The organism is Pandoraea sp. B-6 (assembly GCF_000282835.1).
Classification (GTDB): Bacteria; Pseudomonadota; Gammaproteobacteria; order Burkholderiales; family Burkholderiaceae; genus Pandoraea; species Pandoraea cepalis.
The window spans coordinates 44,501-65,465 of record NZ_AKXS01000038.1 but is presented as its reverse complement, the minus strand read 5'-3'; the positions used below and the strand labels follow the sequence as shown (position 1 = coordinate 65,465).

The following is a 20,965-nucleotide window of genomic DNA, read 5'->3' as shown; positions in this document are numbered from 1 at the left end:
GGCAATCGTGGCGGGTCTCGGAGGAGGTAATGCGCTTGGCGGTGCGTTCGGTGCAGGGCTGACGTCGAAGCTTGGCCGTGCGCTGAATGAGTTAAGCAACGAAATAAAGAATGCTAGTCCAACAGGCAACGCAGATATCGATCAGGCATTGGCCCAGATTGTGGTCACGGGTGTAGGTACTGCGGTAGGCGCGGTGGCGGGCGGGACTTCGGGGGCGTTTACTGGGTTCAATACTGATCGGTTTAATCGGCAATTGCATCCGGATGAAATTCAGAGGATCAAACAGCTTGCAGAATACGATGAAGCTAAGGAGGCACGCCTAACTGCAGCGGCTTGTGCGTTGACAAGATGTTATGCCGAGTATCCGGAAGAAAGTGTGGCTTACCAGCAACTCCAGAAGATCGCAGAATTCGGCGCAAGCGACGCTCTCTCAGGCGAACGCCAGCTTCTAGAAAAGCAGGTGAGCATGTTCGGCTATAGCACATCTGGCATGTTCAGCGACGCACATGTGGATGCCGCCAAGCAGTTGAACAATACGTACCAAATTACTAGACGCGGCTTGGGAGCGGGCCAAGCCGTCTTAGGCGCAGTGGGAATTGCTGGTGCCATAACGACTGCTCCTGTTTCATGCGTGACCGGTGTTGGTTGTGTGGCTAATGCCTTTGTTGCGGGTGTAAGCGCGGACGCGATGTACGCTGGTTCAAAACAAGCGGTTTCCGGGCAATCGGAAGCGACCCTCCTGAATCAAGCCTTGAAGGGGTTAGGCATGTCGCCGACGGCTGCAGGGCTGCTTGAAGCGGCCCTTGGCGTTGGCGGGGCAGCGACTGCTGGCGCGGTAGCAAACCAAGCAACAACGCGGGCGGCGTTGTTAAATACTGCTGCCCGTGAAACGTATACGAACGCGGCCTTCTCGCCGAAGGGAGTGGCGTTCAATTCCGGCATGATAGACAGCAATGCTGTTGTCCGTTCTATTGACAACGACTATCTACAGGCAGTGGGCGGAAACTCTCAACTTGCCGAAACGCTTACGGGGAACGCCGTTAGGTCTGGTCAGACACTTCCGACGGTTGTTCAACTCGGGAGAAATGATGAGCTGATTCGGCTTGTTCCGTTTGGGAATAATCCAGGCGTCAGTTCCTTCTATATGTCACGCACACAGTATGATTTGTTTATTGGTAAAAGTGCGAGCGCAACTTCGGTGGCAAATGCGTTGGGGTTGCCCGCATCGAGTTTTGCCAACGGCGGTATTAAAGGATTTCAAGCCTTCTCAATTCAACCACAGCCTGGAGTATTAGCGACGGCTTACCAAAGCACTATCGCACCTGTCAGCCAAGGGCAGTTCACTGCTGCGGGAGGCTTAACGCAATATATCGTTCCGAATCTTGGGAGCTTTACTCCTCCCAAGGCCATCCCGGGTGGGATTATTCGCTAGGAAGCAATCATGCTCATGTTGTCTACCTATCTTGTGGAACAAGCTAGTCGCACCGATGACTTGCTTGTCAAGACTGCTGATCGCAACGAGAACATTCGAAACTTATACAGAAGCCGATTGATGCAGATCATTTATGAAATTAGATCAAGAAAACTCCAGGCGCCCAGTGATGCGTTGGCCGGATATTGGTATTACTTCTCACCGGAAGGTCCATGGCAAATATGGGAAACTTTTCCTGATTTGGTTTCATCAATCTCCGCTTTAATTAATTTGCTTCAATTGAATAATGATGCTGAGTTTATTGTTTATTGTCGTCGACATAAAATTAATACTGGCTGATCGATATACTAACTTCTTGCCCAAGATAATTTTGGTTATTTAGAGCGCCCTCCATCGATATGCTTGGTTGCGAAGAAATCAAAAGTCGTCACGTTAGCAAATTGACTCTTCTTCGGCCTAAAATTCTATTGTCGCGCCGCTGAGCGACCAGATCATCGCAGCGGCAGTCCTGCATTTCAAAACTCTTGACTCACCGGCAACGAGCTTCCATTGGGAAGCGAAAGTGAGAGCCGGCGTCACACCAAGTTTCTGCCCATGCAGCGGGAGCGAAAATCAACACAATTTAATTTAAAAATAAATCGAAACAATGAAACCAAAAGCAAATACAAAAAATTCAATCTAGCAAGAATTTCAATAATAACAATCCTTGCACTTGGATTTCTGATTTTTCCATTTTTCAAATATATTCCCAGCGAATATCAGTGGGTTTCAGCCGTTCATGTGCTCGCACTTGTCCTTTCGATTATTTTTGTAATTGGAGTTTTTTATCGATGCCCAAATTGCCGATCAATTTCTTGCGGAAAAAAAATCCCGTATGTTGATTTATTATCAAGAAAATGCCATTCCTGCGGACACTCACTATGTGCTCGATGAATAAAATTAAAATAACACACGAAGGAAATCTAACAAGATGGATATGCACCGCATTAATTTTCACCGGAATCGGCATGTCATATTTCACTTTCAAATACGCCACACCCTCAATATTCAGCGCACTTCTAGCATTATTTGGATTTTTACTCATGATAATTGGCGGCTTAAGCAGCCGCGCTCGTACATTGAATATCCGACCTTTCGATGCCAGCTATACAAAAGCCAGAAAAACTTACGACCTAGCGGATGATGAACAGGAGAAATTCTGACTGGTTTCTTGTTCGGCATCGGCAAGCGGCAAGGGCGTCATTCGCGCGACCATCAATAGCCCTTACGGATGCACAGCACGCGGCTTTTTTATCCGGGAAAGGATGGTATGCATTTCACCCGAATACACTTGGCGTGATCGCCGGCACAGTTGGAGGCAGCGTCATTCAAGAAATGGCGACGTCAATTTCGATACCCTCCGGCAAGGGACAGAAAAAATGATTCGTTGGCTTATCGCATTTCTTGGAGCATGGGGAATTTGCCTTGCCGGGATATATTTGGCATGGATCGTCGGCCTGCCCATACACTGCTTATTTACTCCAGGATGCGCCAAGGAATTGAGCATTGACTTTCTGACCTCCTCCGTAAATATTAAATCGGTCATGACAAGAGGAACCCTACTTACAATTGCCCTTATTGCAATTTCTTGGATAAACCTAAATAGAATCGAGTAAAAACTTCCCGATTTTGACCTTTATCTTTTCCGACGTTAACAGGACTGATGGAGAGTTCATGATCGTCGGATTACCAGTACAAACTCTATTTTTTAAAAATATCGCGCATCGAGAGTGAGACGATCGCGCCGACCGATGAAGTGAACTAGACGCAAGATCTGGCGGGTTTGAAATTGCGAAAATGAAGTGGCTGGAGCAGGCGCAACGGAAAAAATGAATATTCGATTCGTAGAAGATGGGAACCTGAGTTCGTGGTTGCGTCTACTACTCATCCTCGTTGGCATCGCCATTGCCGTTGCAGCAATTGACCTCGATTTGTCCGTTGTTTGGGCTCGTGCTCTCCTGTTGATTGGATTCGCAGTCGCACTTGTCGGCGGAATGACGAGCCGCGCCAAACTTCTCAAAATCAAACCCTTCGATAGCCGCTACAAGAAAGCCCGCAATTCGTATCGCTCAAAGCAGGACGATGAGGACGGGTCTTGACGAGGACTTTGGCGAGGTAAGGTCAACAGGCACCGAGATTGGGGTGGGTGTCGGCGGACCGACAAGAAGGGTAATTCTTGAGGGGAGCGCCGGCACAAGCGCCGCCCCTATATACGAACTCCCGGCAAAACAGTAATCCCATGCTGAGCCAGCAAATCCTTGGATACCCAATCAAGTACTACGTTGCGATACTTACTATCGCATTGTGGCTGTCTATCCTCACTTACACGTTGATAAGGAATCCTTCAACGACTGACGCGAATCAAAGGATGGTCATGATGAAAGCAGACATGACGGAAATTCTCGCAAACGGGGGGGCTATCGTCCACCGACATGAAAACGCGAAGTTTGGTAGCGCACTTCTGTTTGCACTAATTCGGAAAGACTCGTGGTCGTATGAGCTTCGCGAGCAGAATATCGCGACGTTAGTTGACATGGGCTGGAAATTACTCCCTGCCACATCCGCTTCATTCTGCAAGCATGGTGTGCTCGCCGATATTCAACAAAACGCTGGGGATTACGAAAACATCCCAACCGTTCTCATATCCATGAAGTACAACGCGGCAACTCTCACGGCCTGTAGATAATTAATGGACGCAACTCAACCACGCACGTGGCATCGCGATGTCCCCTCATCCACTTAAAGTTGGCACTCGCAACGACCGAATGTCAACGGAAATGCCCCGCGGCTCGCCGCCTTGACGCCCCAGCTGGAGCTGCCGTACCCGGCCGACGCGGCACCGTCTCACCGACTCCACCCGAACGGTTTGCCTCCATATGGCTATGGCCCCGGTCGAGCATCCGGCACACGGCCTGCTATTTGAAATCCGGGAAAAACGTACGTCGCTGCTTGGTCATCAGACACCTCTTCATGGCGAGCGTTCTCGCCTAAATCAGTGTCCGGAAGCATTAGGCTACTAAATACTGCAATCGAGCTTGGTGTAGGCAGTCCCGGCTGCGTGGGCTTCAGCGTCGTCCCGTGGATTCGAGCAACGTCAGTCGGCAACGGCGAGAATAAGTCAATGGAGGCATGCAATGGTTCGTGGTCCGTCAGAAGATGGTTACAGGAACTTCACGTCACGCGGGAAGATTATCTATTGGACATGCTTCGGTATCATTTTTTCCGTTTTTGTAGGGTTGCTTCTGAAGAGATTTTTATTTTAAGCAAACGGGCACACGCAAAGTCTGCGTTGATGTCGTCCTAGTGTTCGACGGAGATGTGTAATGACCTAGCGGCACCCGCTCAGGTTAAGCGGCATAACGCGAATGCCTCAGTTGGGGTTTTCATCTTCCGCGTCTATCTCGTCAACGTTGCTGACAGCGACGATCGGAATAACGCTTGACGTCAGAAAAGCGATTTTCTGGCCGACACCGCACTCGCGTTCGCCCAGCGGGGCGAGCCCCTTGCCCCAGTTTGGTTGCATCCATTACATCGGTTACGTCCGTTACGTCGCTGTACCGCGGATGCACACCGATTTGCGATTACGCTTCCGGGCATGAATCACCGCGCTTTACCATGAGGTTCAACCGGCCTGCTGTGCCTTTGTGCCTCATGCGTCCCAAGCGCCTGCCCACACGGAGACGACCCTAGATGACAAAGCCCTACCTCACCGTTTTCACCGCGCTTGCGGCGACCGCCGCCATCACCTGGATGGCGTTCAGCGCACGCAGTTACGCCGCAGAGCCGCAAGCACAGGTCCAGACCAATCCTCGGCAAGACGAAATCAAATCGCTCGTCGACAAGACGATCACCCCGCTCATGGCCCGACAGCAAATCCCCGGCATGGCCGTCGGCATCGTCTTCGACGGGCATACCTACATCTTCAATTACGGCGTGGCCGACAAGAAGGCCAACACACCCGTCACGGCCGACACGCTTTTCGAATTGGGTTCGGTCAGCAAGACTTTCACGGCCACGCTCGCCGCCTATGCGCAAGGCGTCGGTGCCCTCTCGCTCACCGACAAGACCAGCCGCTTTGTCCCCGAACTTGCAGGCACCCCCTTCGGCGACGTGAAACTCGTCAATCTCGGCACGCACACGACCGGCGGCATGCCGCTTCAAGCGCCGGACAACGTTCATAGCACCCACGAGGTCCTGCAATACCTCAAGTCATGGAAACCGGCCAAGCCCGCCGGCACGGTGCGCACCTATTCGAACGTGAGTATCGGTGCCCTCGGCTGGATCACCGCACGCGCCATGCACGGTGACTTCGCGACACTCGTGACGGAGCACGTCTTCAAGCCACTGGACATGCAGCACACCTACCTCCGGGTGCCGAAGGATCAGCAGGCCAACTACGCGTGGGGATATGGGAAGGATGGCAAGCCGATTCGCGTTTCACCGGGCGTATTCGATCAGGAAGCCTATGGCGTGAAGACGACGGCGAGCGACCTGCTGCGGTTCGTGCGCGCCAACCTCGGACAGCCAGTGCAGGACGACCGGCTGCGCCAAGCGATCAACGCGACCCACACCGGCTATTTCTTCGACAAGCCGATCACGCAGGACCTGATCTGGGAGCAGTACCCGTATCCGGTCAGCGTCGATGCGCTGCTTGACGGCAACTCGGCCCGAATGGCTTACGAGCCGACCACCGTTCGTGAACTCGCGCCTCCGATGGCCCCCACGCCCGTCGCCTGGATTAACAAGACGGGCTCGACGAATGGGTTCGGCGCTTATGTCGCCTTCGTCCCGTCGAAGCGGATCGGCATCGTACTGCTCGCGAACAAGAACTACGCGATGGACGAGCGCATCCGCGCAGCGCACGACATCCTGACCACCCTCGACGGCGGTGCACACGCCTCCCCCGCTGGGAAGTGACGACGTGCGCGGCTGCGGGCGTCCTCGCCCGCGCCGTCGTCGTGAACTTGACTCGGCGCTGAAGTCCCTGAGGCTTTAGCGCCCAAACACCCGCTCAAGCGCCGCCGCCATATCCTCGATCAGATCCTGCGGATCTTCCAGACCGATATGTAGACGCACGATCGGGCCGGCGGACGTCCAGTCCTCGCACGTGCGCGTGCCCGCCACGTTCGACACCGTCGCCAGACTCTCGAAGCCGCCCCACGACGCGCCGATGCCAAACAGCTCGAGCGCATCGACGAAGCGGTCCGCTTGTGCCGTCGTGGCGTTGGCGAACTCAAACGAAATCAGGCCGTTTGTGCCCACGCAGTCGCGTTGCCACAGCGCATGCCCCGGATGCGTCGGCAGCGCCGGGCAGAACACGCGCGCCACGTCCGGCAGACTGCCGAGCCAATGCGCAACTTCCAACGCATGACGCTCATGCATCTGCAGACGCGCCCCCAACGTGCGCGTGCCGCGCAGCACGAGATACGCGTCGTCCGGACTCACGGCCACGCCCTGCGCATCCGCCATCGTGGAGAGCGTGTGCCAGACGTCCTGCGTCGTGGTCGCTGTTCCCATCATGACGTCGGAGTGCCCGCTCAGATATTTCGTCGCGGCCATCACCGAGACGTCAGCCCCCAACATCAGCGGACGGCACTGCACGCCCGAGCCCCACGTGTTGTCCGCCACGAGCAGCGCCCCATGACGATGCGCCAGATCGACCAGCGCCGGGATGTCGCACATCTCGTAGACGAGTGAGCCCGGCGTCTCCACGTAGATCATCTTCGTACGGGCCGTCATGTGCTCCGCCGCGTCGCTGCCATCGGCGCGGAAGTAGGTGACGTGCACACCCCACGGCTTGAGAAACGTCTCAACGAAGTGACGCAGCGGCTGATACACGCAGTCCGAAATCAACACATGGTCGCCCGGACGCACGTAAGCCAGAAACACCATCGAAATCGCCGCGAGCCCCGTCGGGAACAGACGCGTGCGATAGCCGCCCTCCAGCTCGGCGACGACATCCTCCAGCGCGAAGCCCGTCGGATTGCCGCGCGCCCCGTAGGTGAACATGCGCTCGGTGCCGCGACGGCGGCGCGCGTCGTTCAGGTCGTCCATCGTATCGAACAGCACGGTGGACGCACGCACCACCGGCGGATTGACGGCACGACCGCCAACCACGGCGGTGTGCATGCCGCCCTTGACCAGACGGGTAGCGAGACGTTTGGGGGTCGATTGTCGGGACATGATCGGACGTTGGGGGGATAAGGTTTTGAACGATTCGAACAAATCAGAAGATAACGCATGGCGTGCGCAACGCTTGCGCACGCCAGCGTCTGCATTTACTTCGCGGCGGCAGGCTCACCGATACGGAACGCACCGCGCTCGCGGTCGTCGAGCTGGGCCAGCAAACCCGTCTCCCACGCCAGATACTGGCGCGCCGCCGCCTTGTTGCCGTCGTGACGATCGTGCACGAAGAACAGATAGTCGATGCATTCGGCGTCCGCCGGCACATCGGGCGTGCTCTGCACCGGCTGGCCGGCCACGGCCCAAGCCTTGAAGCCGCCCGCAAGCAGCGAGACCGTGCGCGCGTCGTTGGCATGCGCACGCCGCCAGTCGGCCGCGAACAGTTCCGCGATGCCGCGCTCGTCCGCGATCAGCACGATGTTACGCGACGCAGGCAGGCTCGGCAGCCGCGGACGAATCGCCCACTGCGCACCCGGCACATGCTCGCGACGGTAGCTCATGCTCGGCCGCAGGTCGACGACGGTTACACGCTCGTCGGCCAGTGCCGCGGCGAGCGCGGCGACATCGATCTCGGGCAGCGTCGTGTCCACGGCCGGCGCACGGCCCGGCAACGACGCGCCGCTGGCGAGTCCGCCGCGCAACACATAGGCGTCGTGACCCAACTGACGCAGCCAGCTCGCGACGATCGGTGCGCGCACCCCATCGTTGTCGAACAGCACCACCCGGGCATGACGCACGCCCACGTATTGATCCGTCGCCTGAATCAACTGGCCGCCCGGCGTGTGCTGCGCACCGGGCAGCGACCCGGCAGCGAATTCTTCCGGCGTGCGCACGTCGCACAGGAACAGCGTGCGGGTCGTGTCCGTGGCCCATTGCCCAAACGTCGCGGCATCCACCTCGGGCACAGCGAAGCGCTCGGCCAACGCACCGCTCGCTTCACGCATCTGCGCGAGGCTCGACGGCGCGACCGCGTCCGGATAGCGGCGCGTGCTGCCATGCTCCAGCGGCAAATCTTCCAGATACCAGCCCTGCGTGCCGTTCTCCAGCGCCATCACCGGGTTGGGAATGCCGAGGTTGATGAGCGTTTGCGCGCCGATGATGCTGCGCGTACGACCGGCGCAGTTCACGACGATGGGCGTGGTGGGGTTCGGCACCAGCTCGCGAATGCGATAGCCGAGTTCGCCGTTCGGGCAGCAAATCGACGACGGAATCGTCATCTTCAGGTATTCGCTCACGGGACGTCCGTCGAGAATCACGACGTCGTCGCCGCGCTCGCGCATGGCGGCTAGCTCGCGCGCCGACACACGGGGCGTGTGATACGCCATCTCCACCAACTCACCGAAGGTCTTTGACGGCACGTTCACGCCGGCGAACAGACGAAAGCCGGCTTGTTGCCAGGCGTCGGTACCGCCTTCGAGCACGTACACGTCGGAATATCCGAGCGCGGCCAAGCGCTGCGCCCCCTGAACGGCGACACTCCCGTCGGTGTCATAGAGCACCACGCGGGCGTCGCGGCGCGGCGCAAGTCGCACGATGTCGAGTTCCAGGCGGCTGTAGGGCAGCGTCACGCCATAGAAGAGATGCGCTTCGCCGTACTCGCCATGCTCGCGCACGTCGAACACGGCGATCTCGGCGCCGTCGTGCAACCATTCCTTGAGGCGGGCGGGCGGCACGAAGTGAGGAGTAAACGAGGTCATAGCGTTGCGTCGGTTGTCAGGTTCCGCCCGGTCATGTCCAAAGCGTAGGGATGAACGGGCCCGCACCGCCCGGCGGGGCGATGTGAATTGGGGGCACGAGGAACGCTCGCGCCGTCAGGGAGTTCGCCGCCGGATTTCGCCGGCGGTCACGGTAGCTTTAGCGGCGGGTCTTCACGCCGATATCCATGACTTGATACGTGCCCTTAGCGAGATCGAACGTGATGCGCTCGGTCAGCGTCTCGAGCGCGCGGCCATACATGTGCAGGTGGCGAATCGGCGCGTCGCCCTGGATCTCGACGGCATGAATGTCGTCCGACGCCAGCGCAATGCCGTGGCCCGGATCGACCACGACGGTGTCGCTCACTTCCAGCGTGCCCACGCCGGGTGTCTTGCCATCGTCGGTGCGACGGTAGACGTAGTTGTATTCGACGCCTTCGACCGCCGCGATGCAGGCCCACGTCGTATGGTTGTGCGGCGTGATCTTCTTGCCCGGACGCATGACGTTCAGGTACAGCGCGTAGGTCTTGTCAGCATCTTCATGAATCAGATAACGCGCTTGCAGTTCGCCATCGGCCGGCGGCGGGAAGTCGGCCTCGTTCCACAGCGCGGTGCGCGCGGCGAGCGATTTGACCTGATCGAGTACGGCGGCCAGCGCGGGGCGCGTCTCGCCCTCAGGGGCCAGCGACGCCTTCATGGCTGCAATGGCGTCGCCGACGGCGGCCTGACGTTGTTCGGCTAGGGTGGGCGTGGACATGTGAAGTCTTCTCCGTAGGATCTTGTTCTGCGACGGGTCCCGGCTGGGGCGCGGTCGCGTGTTCGGGTATGGCGTAAGTGTCGTGTGCGTCGTGCTTGTCGGGTCGGCCTTAGGCAGGCACGGCGTCGCGCGGCACGCCGATCATCGGCGACGGGCGCAGCACGTCCTGCAGGAATCGCTGCGCACGCGCGTGCTTCGGCTGGCTGAAAAATTCCGCCGGCGGCGCGTCTTCGAGCAACTGCCCCTGGTCCATGAACCAGACGCGGCTCGACACGTCGCGCGCGAAACCCATCTCGTGCGTGACGATCATCATTGTCAGCCCCTCCTCCGCCAGCGAGCGCATGACTTGCAAGACCTCCTGCACCATCTCGGGATCAAGGGCGCTCGTCGGCTCGTCAAACAGCATGAGCGGCGGCTTCATGGCGAGCGCGCGGGCAATGGCCACACGTTGCTGCTGACCGCCCGAGAGGTTCGCCGGCATGGCGTCGATCTTGTGGGCAAGGCCGACCTTGGCGAGCAACGTCTCGGCCTGGGCCGTGGCTTCGTCACGCGACATGCCGAGCACCTTCGTCGGTCCGAGCATCAGGTTCTGGCGCACCGAGAGGTTCTGAAACAGATTGAAGCTCTGGAACACGAAGCCGATGCGGGCGCGCAACTGATTGAGCTTGATGTCGCGCGCGGTGACGTCCTTGCCCTCGAAAAGGATGCGGCCTTTCTGAATAGCTTCGAGCCGCGTGACGGTACGAATCAACGTCGACTTGCCGGAGCCCGACGGGCCGCACACGACCACGACTTCGCCACGCCCGATGGTGGCATCGATCCCCTTGAGGACGTGATGTTCGCCGTAATACTTATCGACTTTCTCGAATGCGAGCATGGTCATGATCGCGTTCTCCTTCTTGAATCCTGCACTTAGGCCAATCCCGCACGCTGACGGGCGATACGACGCTCGAGCCAGCCGGCGAAACGCGAAATGGCGAAACACAACACGAAATAGAAAGCTGCGAGCACGAGGAACGTCTGCAGCGGCTTGGTCAGCACGATCGTATTGACCTGCGCGGCCGAGTACGTCAGCTCGGGCACCCCGATCACATAGGCGAGCGACGTCGCCTTGATGATCGACACGAACTGGTTGACGATCGACGGCAGCATGTTCGCGAGCGCCTGCGGCAATTGCACGTAACGCATGCTTTGCAGCCACGACAGCCCGTTCGAGCGCGCCGCTTCCATCTGGCCGCGCGGCAGGCCTTCGAGGCCGGCACGCACGATCTGCGACAGGAAGGCGCTCTCGTAGACGATGATCGCGCACACGGCCGTCGTGAATGCCGATACCTCGGCGCCCACGAGCAGCGGCACAGCAAAGTACGCCCAGAAGATGATCATCAGCAGCGGGATGCCACGCACCAGTCGCGTCCATACACCGGCCGCACGTCGCAGCCAGCGCAGCGGCGAGACTTGCGCCATGCCGATCACCACCGCGATGGGAAACGACATCACCAGCCCGAGCGCCGAGAGAATGAGCGTGATCGCCACGCCGCCAAGCGGGCCGTTGGGCCAGCTCCCGACGAGGAACAGCGCGAGATAGTCATGCAGGATCTCGTACATCGTCTCAAACTCCCGAGGGTGCCGTACGGCGTTTGGCAACGTGCTCGGAGAGCGCCATCAAGGCCAGCGTGCCGATCAGATACAGGATCGTCGCTACCATGAACACATCGAACGTGCGGAACGTCAGGTTGTCGATCTGACGCGTGCGATACATCAGTTCGTGCACGCCAATCGCCATTGCCAGCGAGCTGTTCTTGAAGAGCAACAGCGCCTGATTGAGCAACGCGGGCGTCGCCACGCGAATACCCTGCGGCAGCACGACATAACGGAACGACTGCAAGTACGTGAGACCGATCGACCACGCGGCCTCCTGCTGCGTGTGCGGAATCGCGCGCAGCCCCGAGCGCAGGTCTTCGGAGATGAACGCGCCGGCATTGAGCGCCAGGGCCAGCGTTGCGAAGACAAACTCGGTGTTGCCCGCGTTGATCCAGTCGCGCAGGCCTTCAGGCAGCAGTTGCGGCACGCCGAAGTACCATACAAGAATCTGCACCAGCACCGGCACGTTGCGGTGATATTCCACCACCACGATCACGAAGCCCTTGAAGAGCTTGACCGGCAGGGCGCGCAGCGTGGTGAGCACCACGCCCACCACGATCGCCAGGAGTCCCGAGACCACGAACAGTTGGAGCGTGGTCAGCACCCCGTCGCGAAACAGCTTCAGGTAGCCGTCTTCGAGCAGAAACGAAAGATCGAACATTACGCCGCGTCTCGCTTACTGCACCTTGATCGGCTCGACCTTATAGTCGCGCGTGAACTTGTAGACCGACTTGTTGCCGAGCCACTTGTCGAAGCTGTCCTGCAAACCATTCGACTTGTCGTAGTCGACCAGAATCTTGTTCACGGCGGCGAGCAAAGCGGGTTCGTTCTTGTTGGTCACCACGCCCCAACGTTCTTCGAAGACCGACTTGGTGAGCAGTCGGTATTGCTGTCCGCCCTTGGCGGCAGCTTCGTTGGCGAAGCGCGCCAGAATCAGTTGGCCCGCCACCAGCCCCTCGACCTTACCTTGCTGCAGCGCGAGGAACGCCGACGAAATGTCGTGGAAGGTGAGCAGGTTCGAATCGGGCAGACGCGTGACCGACACGGCGGCCGAGCTGGACCCCTCGGACGCGGCAATCTTCTTGCCCGCGAGCTGATCAAGCGTCTGCACCGGCGAGTCGGCGCGCACCAGCACGCGAATCGGGGCAACGAAGTACTGGTCGCTGAAGTCGACCTGAGCGGCACGGGCCGGCATCCAGGCAACGGCGGCGGCCAGCACGTCGACGCGATGCGTCTTGAGTTCGGGGATGCGGGCGTCGGTCGACAGCGCACGGTGTTCGAGCTTCACGCCCAACCCCTTCGCGATCGCGTTGCACACGTCAACGTCGAATCCGACGATCTTGCGCGTGGCCGCGTCGGGAAACGCATACGGCTCGCTGGCGTTCTGCGTGCCGCAAACAAGCGTGCCGCGCGCCTTGATGTCGGCCAGTTGGTCAGCGTGTGCGACGCCCGTGATGGCGAGTGTCGCGAACAGCGCCGCTGCAAAGTGTCGTTGCCACATGATCCTGAGTCTCCTTGAGTTCGACCGAAGGGCGAATCGATGATCGAGGGACCGGTCAACGCCGGCTTCCGCCCGATTACATAAATATTGCTTGAGTGTCAGGCAGGTTATCGACCAAAATCCCCGAGAACAATTTAATTTTTATCCCTTAAACATTAGCGCGCCTGAAGTATTGGCGCAGAACCGTCATGCGAAATCTGGATATCGACCTGTTGCGCACTTTCGTGGCGATTGCGCAGCACGAGACGTTTGCGGCAGCCGCCACGCGCGTGGGACGCACCCAGTCTGCCATCACCCAGCAGATGCAGCGGCTCGAACAGGAGATGGGGTGCGCGCTGTTCGAAAAGCAGGGCCGGCAGAAGGCGATGACCGCCGATGGCGTGCGACTCGTGGCCTATGCGAACAAGATCCTGGCGCTCAACGACCAGGCCGTACAGGTCATGCAAACGCGCGGACCGGTGGAAAAGCTGCGCATTGGATCGCCGCACGACGTGGCCGACTCGATTCTGCCGAGCATGTTGCGACGGTTATCGAAACTCTCGGCGGAATTGCAGTTGGAGATCATCGTCGGCCGCAGCCCGCATTTGATGGACGCCCTGCGCGACAAGGAGCTGGATCTGGCGATCTCGACGCGCTACGACGAAGCCTTCCCCGGCATCAAGCTGCGCACTTCGCCGATGGTGTGGATCTGTGCAGACGACTTCATCTTCAATTCGTCCGCGCCGGTGCCGCTGGTGATGGCCGACGAACTGAGCCTGTTTCGCCGCCTGTCCATCGAGCGGCTCAACGCGGCGGGCATCGCCTGGCGCACGAGCTTCATCTCGCCGACACTGACCGGCATCAGGGCGGCGATCAGCGCGGGCCTCGGGGTGACAGCTCGCACCACCGAGCTTCTCGATGCGAACATGCGCGTGCTCTCTGAAGCCGACGGCCTGCCGCGCTTGCCCGACGTCGCGTTCTATCTATACGTGCAGCCGACGTGTACGAGTCAGGTCCTGCGCGAATTGTTCGAGTCGACGGAGCACATCGCCACGCGCTTCGGTCCACCGTTTCTGATCGGCGAGTAATCGGCGGCGCGCCTCCGATCCGCGGGAAGCCGAATCGGGGATATACTGCCCCCTAGTATGTACGTGCTAACATTTTCGGCCATTTGATCGACACAGACAGGAGCGCGACAGACCGTGCACACGATTCGGGAAAAGCACAAGTTGCTGGCACGCGTACGTCGCATTCAGGGCCAGGCGCAGGCGTTGGAGCGGCAACTGAACGAAGAGGGCGACTGTATCGAGATTCTCCAGCAGATCGCGGCGATTCGCGGGGCGGTCAACGGCTTGATGGGCGCGGTCATCGAGGGGCATCTCGTCGATCACCTCGTCAACGAGTCCGAGCAGGCGCATCGCGAGGCCGAACTGGCCCCCGTGCTTCATGTCATCAAGGCCTATCTGAAGTAGCCGTCACACGCCCATGCTTCGTTTCGAGAATCTTGCCAAACGCTTCGGCACTTTCACGCTTTTCCAGCACCTGAGCTTCCGCGCCGAGCGCGGATGCTTTGCTCTGCGCGACGAAGGGGGCGGCGGCAAGACCACGCTGCTCGGCATGCTCGCAGGCACGGTCGTGCCGGACGACGGCCAGGTCTGGATCGACGGACATGCCATGCGCGACGCCCCTGCCGAGGCCAAGGCGTCGCTCGCCGTGGTGCCGTTCGACTGCCTGGGCGAGCCGTCGCAAACCGGACGTGGCTTTCTCGAACAGCGCGCCGCCGACAGGCAAACGCACGTGAGTGCCAGCGTGCTCGATCTGGCCGAGCGGTTCGGGCTGATGCCGCATATGGAAAAGCGCTTCGACCAGATGTCGCTCGGCACACGTCGAAAATACTATTTGACCGCCACGCACTTCGGCAGCCCGCGTGTGATTCTCGCGGACGAACCCAGTGGCGGACTCGATGCCGCCTCGCGCGCCGTGCTGATCGACTGGTTCACGACCCTCGGCAAGGATTGCTGCGTCTTCTTCTCGACCCACGACGATGCGCTGGCTGACGGTTGCCACGCGACAACGCTCGGCTTCCCCGATCTCACGCGCCCCAGCACCCGCTGAATTCCCGCTCGCCCTGCCGTGGGCCGCAAGGCGCACTCATGCGCTCATTGATCCGCACTCATTAAAGTTTCGGCCTCCCCCAGCCGTAAGCGCAGAGAGTAATGCTGCAATGTATCAATGCGATGGCGCAGGTGGCACCGCCTGGCCCGTCGCCCCCCCATTCAACGGTCCGCACGCGGGCCTACCGATGAAAGCTCATGAAAGTCACTTCGTTGCGAACCCGGATTCTGCTCATTTCCTGCCTGACGGTGGTGGGCGCGCTGATTCTCTCTGGCATCACGACTTACGTCATCGTGCGTGACAGCATGATGTCGAGCATCGCCGACACGCTGTCGGCCGTGGCCAATGGGAATGCCGGCACCATCGAGCGCTGGTCCGCCGACAAAGCGCAGGCGGTCGTGGCGACGTCGCAAGTCGTCGAGAAAGGAGATCCGGCCGGGCTCGTGAAGCTCATGGGCAAGACCAACGACTTCCCGATCACGAGCATCGGCTGGTCGGACAAGACATTCTTCTCCACCGCGCCCACGCCGCCGGACTACGACCCGACGGCGCGTCCGTGGTACAAGAGCGCCCTGGCGGCAGGCAAGCTCACCGTCACCAAGCCGTATGGCGATTCGTCGACGGGCATTCCGTATGTCGCCTTCACCGCGCCGATCCTGCGTGACGGCCAGACCACCGGCGTGGTCAGCGGCGCCGTGGCGCTCACTGGTGTGCAGGACATCATCAAGGCGGTGCATCCCACGCCGTCGAGCCTCGCGCTGGTGGTGGCGAGCGACGGTCAGGTGATCGCTCACCCGGATAACAAGTTCTCGCTCAAGCCGTCGACGGACGTCGCGCCCGCGCTCACCGCCGACTCGCTGCCGGGCATGGCTGCCGACGGCGCCGCACCGGTCGCGATGGAACTCTCCGGCGCACCCAAGCTGCTCAAGGCCAAGCGCATTCCGGGCACGGACTGGTATCTGGTGGTGGCGCTCGACCGCACGGAAGCCACAGCGGGCCTGACGCACGTGCTGGACGCAACAGGCATCACGCTCGTGATATTGACGTTGATCGCACTGGTCATTGCCTCCATCTTTACGTCGCGCGCGTTCAAGCGTCTGTCGATCGTGCGCGACGCCATGGACACCATCGGCTCGGGCGACGGTGACCTGACGCAGCGTCTCGATGTCATCGGGCAGGACGAGGTGGCGCAAATCTCGAAGTCGTTCAACGCATTCGTCGACAAGATCAGCTCGGTGATGCTCGACGTGCGCTCGGGCGTGTCGTCGATGACATCGGCCACCAGCGAGATCGAGATGGGCAACCGCGATCTGTCGCAGCGTACGGAAGCTTCGGCGGGCTCGTTGCAGGAGACGTCGTCGGCGCTCACGGAGATGACGTCCAGCGTCAAGCAGACGGCCGAGACCGCCGAGCATGCCACGCGCCTGGCCAACGATGCGAGCGCCGCCGCCGCGCGTGGCGGTCAGGTGGTCACCGATGCAGTCGGCACCATGGCGGCCATCACGCAGTCGTCGGAACGCATCACGGAAATCATCAGCGTGATCGACGGGATTGCGTTCCAAACCAACATCCTGGCGCTCAACGCGGCGGTGGAGGCTGCACGTGCCGGCGAGCAGGGACGCGGCTTCGCCGTGGTGGCGGGCGAGGTTCGCACGCTGGCCCAACGCAGTGCGGCGGCCGCTCAGGAAATCAAGACGCTGATCGAGACGTCGGTGCAGAACGTCAAGAGCGGTACGGAACGGGTGCAGGCGGCAGGCACCACGATGAACGAAATCGTTGACGGGATTACGCGCGTACAGCGTCTGGTGAGCGAGATCAACGGCGCCATGACCGAGCAGAGCACGGGCATCAGCCAGATCGACCGCTCGGTCTCGGAGATGGATCAGGCCACACAGCAGAACGCCGCGCTGGTGGAAGAATCGGCGGCCGCGTCGGCCATGCTGAGCGAGCAGGCTCGTATGCTGGCGGAGACGGTGGCGCGCTTCCGTCTGCGCGATGGGCAGCACGCGGCGCCGCACGCGCCGTCGTTGTCGGTCGTGGGGTCGACGAAGCGTCGGGCGGCCTGAGGGGCTATAACGGCCGTTCACAAAACTCGATTTTCCCGTTACAATCGCCGTCCCCTGCCCAGGTGGCGGAATTGGTAGACGCACTATCTTGAGGGGGTAGCGCCGAGAGGCGTGCGGGTTCGAGTCCCGCCCTGGGCACCAGGCATTCAAAAGGCAGATGAACGCGAGTTCGTCTGCCTTTTTGTTTTACGAGCCTGTTTCACTGACGCCCGGAGGCCGTTAGCTGCGCGTGACGGTTCCGGCGTTCCCACGCGCATGGAGCGTCTTCGAGAGGCGATATTCGTGCCACGTCAGTGCAATGATGGCAATGTCGAGTGCCGAGAGGACCAGCAGCCAAGGCGAATGGGTGAACGTGAATCGGTAGAGTTGGTAGGCGACGAACAGGGCGAACGCGACCATCGAAACGGGGAAATACCAGAGCTTGTCGCGCAGCAAGCCAATGATCAGCCATAACTTGATCACGCCGTGCGCGAGCAGGTAAGCCGCCGCGAACTTCTGTGAGCTGACGGAAAGATGCTGCACCGTATGCAGCAAAAAGCGGGCGACGACATCGTGCGGATCTTCCGCAATTTCGTTCCCCGTCACCCAAAGCACGGTCGACAGCAGGAAATGCCGGGGGATAAAGTACGCCACGACGCCGCCGACGATCTCGGCAAGGGCGAAGAGCGCCTTTATCCACAGGCTCGCCTCGAAGACGAAATGGAGCCGCTTCTCGTAGACGTCGGAGAAGCCCATCACGCCCCGCCCCCCTCATGCACATTGGTCGATGCGCCCGGTACGACGACGGTCACGCTCAGGCCCGTTCGCGCGACCTCATCCGCGTAGGCGAGGCGCACATCGGCGCCGGCCTTCTCTGCAATGGCCTTCACGATCGACAACCCTAAGCCCGACCCCACTTCGCTGGTGCCCAGCCCTCGGTAGAAAGCATCGAAAACACGATCGCGCTCCTTCGGCGCGATCCCCGGACCGGTATCCTTGACGCACAAAACCGTCTGTCCCTTGCCCGACGAGAGCATCATGTCCACGCGCCCCCCGGCCGGCGTATAGCGAATGGCGTTGTCGACCAGGTTCTTGATCAGCATGCTCAGGTCCGCCTCGCTCATCGGTAGCGACGCGTCCTCACTCGCCTCGATGCCGAGGTCGATTCCCTTCGCTTCGGCCAGCGGGTACAGCGTTTCCAGCGTTTGACGGAAGACCCGCAGAACGGAATCGGTGGCGGCATGCCCGTCGCTCTGCGTCGCCTGCACGCTGGACAACGTCAGCAGATGCTCGAGCATGTGTCGACCGCGCTCGATGCCTTGGCGCAATTCCACCAGGCGCTCCCTGGCCGTCGCGGACATATCCGCCTCGGCAAGGCGCTCTGCCTGAAGCGAAAGCGCCGTCAACGGCGTGCGCAATTCATGCGCGGCGTCGGCCACGAAGCGGTGCTGCGCGTCGACCGACGTCGACACGCGCGACAACAGGTTGTTGATAGCACGCAGAAACGGACGAATCTCGTTCGGCAGATGCTCGGTCGACACCGGATGCAGCTCGCTGTATTGACGCCTGTCGATCTCGCTCGACAGGCTCGCCACCGGCCGGAATATCCTGCGCACCAGCCAACCGACCACCAGCAGCAACACGGGAACGAATGCCACGAGCGGCATGATGGTCCGGATCGCGCTGGTCCGGGCGATCTGGTCGCGCACGTCCGTCTCTTGCGCCACCGCGATACGTGAGCCGGATTGCAGTGTCTTGACCAGCACCCGATACGGCTCTTTGCCCACGGTGACGGTCGACAGGCCGTCGGCCATCGTCACCGGCAGCGACAGCGGCAGCTTGTCGTCGCCGTCGCCCGCACCCGGACGCGTTGCCACCCCGAGCGGCTGAACGACCACGCGTGCCTCCTCACCGCTCGCCTGTGGCGCCTGAGGCGCCTGGAGATTGCGAAATTCGCTGGTCTGCAGATGGTTGTTGTCGACGAGGGCCGCGACCTGACGCAGCACATCGTCCTGCAGTTCATGGGCTTCGTCGAACGCTGCGGCGAACGAAATGACCCCGGCGATCACGGCAAAGACGAGGATCGCCACCGAGAGCCACAGGCTCAGGCGCAGGCGAATGGAATCGCTCAATCGCCCTTTAATACCATCCATCCCGCTCCCCTCACGTTTTTAATGATGCTCGAGCCGAGCTTCTTGCGAAGCGAGTGAATGAGAAATTCGATGGCATTGCTCTCGACCTCGTCCCCCCACCCGTAAATCCGGTCTTCCAGATCGCTTCTGGACAGGATGGCCCCGGGCCGCGTCAGCAACGCCTGCAGCAACGCGAACTCCCGATTCGACAATTGCACTGGTGCAACGTCCGACGTATGGGCTTGCCGGGTGCCCGGATCGAGGGTGACGATGCCATTCGACATGACCGGCAGCGCCTGTCCCGCCTGACGCCGCATGACGGCCCGGATGCGGGCGAGCAATTCCGCCATCTCGAAAGGCTTCAGCACGTAGTCGTCAGCGCCGGCGTCGAGGCCCTTTAATCGTTCCGGCAGTGTATCGCGCGCCGTGACAATGATGATGGGAACCTGATGCCCTCGCGATCTCAGGCTTTGCAGCACCGCATGACCGTCTTTGCCCGGTAGGCCCAGATCCAGCAGTACCAGGTCGTAATGCTGGCAGTCGGCTGCCGCCAGCGCCGCCTGCCCGTCGGTCACCCAATCCACGGCGAATGTCGCATCCTTGAGCGAATCGCGAACAACACTGCCGATCATTGGATCGTCTTCGACGAGCAAGATGCGCATGTCATTTCCTTTCTAGCGACGGATCAATGCGCTTTCGCCGCGGCGCGTTGCCGGAACAAGAGCAGACTCGTCAGAATAAATGCAAGCAGGGCAAACGACGCCGAGTACCGGCTCAGGGCAAGCCCACCGGCGCTGACCGGCTTGTCCAGAAAATCGCCGACAACGGCACCCAGCGGACGCGTCAGGATGAACGCTGCCCAGAACAGGAACGTGCGCGACGTGCGTGTCCACAAATACGCACCGACGAGAATCAACAGGAGCGCGCCGAACACCACGGCCGCGCCCGTATAGCCGAGCCCCGCGGTGTCCGCCGTCCAGTCACCCAATGCGGTGCCCAGCGTCTGGGAAAACATGATCGTAACCCAATAAAACGCTTCGGCCTTGGGCGAGTGGATCGAATGCACGGACACGGAGCCCATCGTTCGGTACCAGAGCCACAGAGAGCCAAGCAGCAAGGCGAGCAGGATCGACGAGCCTCCGGCGTAGCCGATGCCAAGCGACCGATCGGCGAAGTCCGCGAGTGTGGTGCCGACCGTCGTCGTGGCAATGATCGTCACCCAGTACAACGCGGGCGAAAATGCCTTGGCACGAATCTGCGCCGAGACGGCAATGGCGAACACCACCGCGAAGATCGCGGTGCCGACAAGGTAGCCGAGATTCATCGACATCGAGACGGCATCGCCTCCGGTCTCGCCCAGGGTCGTGGCGGCGATCTTGATCACCCAGAACAAGAGGGTGACCTCGGGGACCTTGCTAAGTGTTTTCTGTACGGTTGTATTCACGGT

The 20,965-nt window shown here is 60.3% G+C and carries 22 protein-coding genes and 1 tRNA gene; 11 read left to right on the top strand and 12 right to left on the bottom strand.

Translation table 11 applies throughout. From position 1 onward, the window contains the following. The 5 genes from A985_RS27980 to A985_RS0100555 form a co-directional block, all read left to right on the top strand. On the top strand, window positions 1-1,432 hold a 1,432-nt coding region (locus A985_RS27980; protein ID WP_157211305.1), incomplete at its 5' end, for a hypothetical protein. Between the two features lie 9 nt (window positions 1,433-1,441). Further along, window positions 1,442-1,771 (top strand): hypothetical protein, encoded by a 330-nt coding sequence (locus tag A985_RS27975; protein WP_157211304.1) that lies wholly within the window; start codon window positions 1,442-1,444, stop codon window positions 1,769-1,771. Between the two features lie 668 nt (window positions 1,772-2,439). Beyond that, window positions 2,440-2,634 carry a hypothetical protein gene (locus A985_RS27285; RefSeq protein ID WP_083902143.1) on the top strand — a complete coding sequence of 65 codons (195 nt, stop codon included), beginning with the start codon at window positions 2,440-2,442 and terminating at the stop codon, window positions 2,632-2,634. Between the two features lie 666 nt (window positions 2,635-3,300). Continuing rightward, window positions 3,301-3,570, top strand: coding sequence for a hypothetical protein (locus A985_RS0100560; protein ID WP_017231490.1), 270 nt, complete (start codon window positions 3,301-3,303; stop codon window positions 3,568-3,570). Between the two features lie 140 nt (window positions 3,571-3,710). Continuing rightward, on the top strand, window positions 3,711-4,157 hold the full coding sequence (locus tag A985_RS0100555; RefSeq protein WP_017231489.1) for a hypothetical protein: 447 nt from the start codon (window positions 3,711-3,713) through the stop codon (window positions 4,155-4,157). A 684-nt stretch (window positions 4,158-4,841) separates the two neighbouring features. Here A985_RS0100555 and A985_RS27970 read toward each other — a convergent pair. Continuing rightward, the gene (locus tag A985_RS27970) at window positions 4,842-4,994 is read right to left on the bottom strand and encodes a hypothetical protein (protein WP_157211302.1); all 153 of its coding nucleotides are present in this window, start codon (window positions 4,992-4,994) and stop codon (window positions 4,842-4,844) included. Between the two features lie 167 nt (window positions 4,995-5,161). Here A985_RS27970 and blaPNC point away from each other — a divergent pair, with 167 nt between their 5' ends. After that, window positions 5,162-6,388 (top strand): PNC family class C beta-lactamase, encoded by a 1,227-nt coding sequence (gene blaPNC / locus A985_RS0100550; protein WP_017231488.1) that lies wholly within the window; start codon window positions 5,162-5,164, stop codon window positions 6,386-6,388. Window positions 6,389-6,463: 75 nt separating this feature from the next. Here the strand turns inward: blaPNC and metC are convergent, their stop codons facing one another. The 7 genes from metC to A985_RS0100515 form a co-directional block, all read right to left on the bottom strand. Further along, window positions 6,464-7,654 carry a cystathionine beta-lyase gene (metC, locus tag A985_RS0100545; protein ID WP_017231487.1) on the bottom strand — a complete coding sequence of 397 codons (1,191 nt, stop codon included), beginning with the start codon at window positions 7,652-7,654 and terminating at the stop codon, window positions 6,464-6,466. Between the two features lie 95 nt (window positions 7,655-7,749). Continuing rightward, window positions 7,750-9,351: a rhodanese-like domain-containing protein gene (locus A985_RS0100540; protein ID WP_017231486.1), complete on the bottom strand. Its 1,602-nt coding sequence runs from the start codon at window positions 9,349-9,351 to the stop codon at window positions 7,750-7,752. 157 nt (window positions 9,352-9,508) lie between these two features. Continuing rightward, window positions 9,509-10,105 (bottom strand): cysteine dioxygenase family protein, encoded by a 597-nt coding sequence (locus A985_RS0100535; protein WP_017231485.1) that lies wholly within the window; start codon window positions 10,103-10,105, stop codon window positions 9,509-9,511. Window positions 10,106-10,214: 109 nt separating this feature from the next. Then, a complete protein-coding gene (locus tag A985_RS23665; RefSeq protein WP_051060034.1) occupies window positions 10,215-10,982 on the bottom strand; it encodes an amino acid ABC transporter ATP-binding protein in 768 nt (255 codons plus the stop codon). A gap of 35 nt (window positions 10,983-11,017) precedes the next feature. Continuing rightward, complete coding sequence (locus tag A985_RS0100525) at window positions 11,018-11,710, bottom strand: amino acid ABC transporter permease (RefSeq protein ID WP_017231483.1); 693 nt, start codon at window positions 11,708-11,710, stop codon at window positions 11,018-11,020. A gap of 4 nt (window positions 11,711-11,714) precedes the next feature. Beyond that, window positions 11,715-12,407 (bottom strand): amino acid ABC transporter permease, encoded by a 693-nt coding sequence (locus A985_RS0100520; RefSeq protein WP_017231482.1) that lies wholly within the window; start codon window positions 12,405-12,407, stop codon window positions 11,715-11,717. 15 nt (window positions 12,408-12,422) lie between these two features. Further along, entirely contained in the window at window positions 12,423-13,247 is an 825-nt protein-coding gene (locus A985_RS0100515) for a transporter substrate-binding domain-containing protein (protein WP_017231481.1), read from the bottom strand. 188 nt (window positions 13,248-13,435) lie between these two features. Here A985_RS0100515 and A985_RS0100510 point away from each other — a divergent pair, with 188 nt between their 5' ends. The 5 genes from A985_RS0100510 (at window position 13,436) to A985_RS0100490 (ending at window position 17,548) form a co-directional block, all read left to right on the top strand. Continuing rightward, complete coding sequence (locus tag A985_RS0100510; protein ID WP_017231480.1) at window positions 13,436-14,314, top strand: LysR substrate-binding domain-containing protein; 879 nt, start codon at window positions 13,436-13,438, stop codon at window positions 14,312-14,314. A 114-nt stretch (window positions 14,315-14,428) separates the two neighbouring features. Further along, on the top strand, window positions 14,429-14,698 hold the full coding sequence (locus A985_RS0100505) for a metal/formaldehyde-sensitive transcriptional repressor (RefSeq protein WP_017231479.1): 270 nt from the start codon (window positions 14,429-14,431) through the stop codon (window positions 14,696-14,698). Window positions 14,699-14,711: 13 nt separating this feature from the next. Continuing rightward, a complete protein-coding gene (locus A985_RS0100500) occupies window positions 14,712-15,341 on the top strand; it encodes an ATP-binding cassette domain-containing protein (protein WP_017231478.1) in 630 nt (209 codons plus the stop codon). A gap of 197 nt (window positions 15,342-15,538) precedes the next feature. Then, a complete protein-coding gene (locus A985_RS0100495) occupies window positions 15,539-17,407 on the top strand; it encodes a methyl-accepting chemotaxis protein (RefSeq protein ID WP_017231477.1) in 1,869 nt (622 codons plus the stop codon). A gap of 56 nt (window positions 17,408-17,463) precedes the next feature. Next, a tRNA-Leu gene (locus tag A985_RS0100490) sits at window positions 17,464-17,548 on the top strand. Window positions 17,549-17,626: 78 nt separating this feature from the next. Here the strand turns inward: A985_RS0100490 and A985_RS0100485 are convergent. The 4 genes from A985_RS0100485 to A985_RS0100470 are packed head-to-tail and all read right to left on the bottom strand — an operon-like array spanning window position 17,627 to window position 20,962. Continuing rightward, complete coding sequence (locus A985_RS0100485; protein WP_017231476.1) at window positions 17,627-18,142, bottom strand: DUF2127 domain-containing protein; 516 nt, start codon at window positions 18,140-18,142, stop codon at window positions 17,627-17,629. After that, on the bottom strand, window positions 18,142-19,539 hold the full coding sequence (locus A985_RS0100480; RefSeq protein ID WP_026131503.1) for an ATP-binding protein: 1,398 nt from the start codon (window positions 19,537-19,539) through the stop codon (window positions 18,142-18,144). Before A985_RS0100480 ends, A985_RS0100485 begins: the two co-directional genes overlap by 1 nt. Beyond that, window positions 19,515-20,180 carry a response regulator transcription factor gene (locus A985_RS0100475; protein ID WP_017231474.1) on the bottom strand — a complete coding sequence of 222 codons (666 nt, stop codon included), beginning with the start codon at window positions 20,178-20,180 and terminating at the stop codon, window positions 19,515-19,517. The genes A985_RS0100480 and A985_RS0100475 overlap by 25 nt, the downstream gene beginning before the upstream one ends. Before the next feature lie 23 nt (window positions 20,181-20,203). Beyond that, on the bottom strand, window positions 20,204-20,962 hold the full coding sequence (locus A985_RS0100470) for a membrane protein (RefSeq protein ID WP_026131502.1): 759 nt from the start codon (window positions 20,960-20,962) through the stop codon (window positions 20,204-20,206). Window positions 20,963-20,965 lie beyond the last annotated feature (3 nt).

Coding starts and splice junctions, on each gene's coding strand:
- A985_RS27975 (WP_157211304.1), top strand. CDS start 1,442: ATGCTCATGTTGTCTACCTATCTTGTGGAACAAGCTAGTCGCACCGAT.
- A985_RS27285 (WP_083902143.1), top strand. CDS start 2,440: ATGTCATATTTCACTTTCAAATACGCCACACCCTCAATATTCAGCGCA.
- A985_RS0100560 (WP_017231490.1), top strand. CDS start 3,301: ATGAATATTCGATTCGTAGAAGATGGGAACCTGAGTTCGTGGTTGCGT.
- A985_RS0100555 (WP_017231489.1), top strand. CDS start 3,711: ATGCTGAGCCAGCAAATCCTTGGATACCCAATCAAGTACTACGTTGCG.
- A985_RS27970 (WP_157211302.1), bottom strand. CDS start 4,994: ATGCAACCAAACTGGGGCAAGGGGCTCGCCCCGCTGGGCGAACGCGAG.
- blaPNC (WP_017231488.1), top strand. CDS start 5,162: ATGACAAAGCCCTACCTCACCGTTTTCACCGCGCTTGCGGCGACCGCC.
- metC (WP_017231487.1), bottom strand. CDS start 7,654: ATGTCCCGACAATCGACCCCCAAACGTCTCGCTACCCGTCTGGTCAAG.
- A985_RS0100540 (WP_017231486.1), bottom strand. CDS start 9,351: ATGACCTCGTTTACTCCTCACTTCGTGCCGCCCGCCCGCCTCAAGGAA.
- A985_RS0100535 (WP_017231485.1), bottom strand. CDS start 10,105: ATGTCCACGCCCACCCTAGCCGAACAACGTCAGGCCGCCGTCGGCGAC.
- A985_RS23665 (WP_051060034.1), bottom strand. CDS start 10,982: ATGCTCGCATTCGAGAAAGTCGATAAGTATTACGGCGAACATCACGTC.
- A985_RS0100525 (WP_017231483.1), bottom strand. CDS start 11,710: ATGTACGAGATCCTGCATGACTATCTCGCGCTGTTCCTCGTCGGGAGC.
- A985_RS0100520 (WP_017231482.1), bottom strand. CDS start 12,407: ATGTTCGATCTTTCGTTTCTGCTCGAAGACGGCTACCTGAAGCTGTTT.
- A985_RS0100515 (WP_017231481.1), bottom strand. CDS start 13,247: ATGTGGCAACGACACTTTGCAGCGGCGCTGTTCGCGACACTCGCCATC.
- A985_RS0100510 (WP_017231480.1), top strand. CDS start 13,436: ATGCGAAATCTGGATATCGACCTGTTGCGCACTTTCGTGGCGATTGCG.
- A985_RS0100500 (WP_017231478.1), top strand. CDS start 14,712: ATGCTTCGTTTCGAGAATCTTGCCAAACGCTTCGGCACTTTCACGCTT.
- A985_RS0100495 (WP_017231477.1), top strand. CDS start 15,539: ATGAAAGTCACTTCGTTGCGAACCCGGATTCTGCTCATTTCCTGCCTG.
- A985_RS0100485 (WP_017231476.1), bottom strand. CDS start 18,142: ATGGGCTTCTCCGACGTCTACGAGAAGCGGCTCCATTTCGTCTTCGAG.
- A985_RS0100480 (WP_026131503.1), bottom strand. CDS start 19,539: ATGGATGGTATTAAAGGGCGATTGAGCGATTCCATTCGCCTGCGCCTG.
- A985_RS0100475 (WP_017231474.1), bottom strand. CDS start 20,180: ATGCGCATCTTGCTCGTCGAAGACGATCCAATGATCGGCAGTGTTGTT.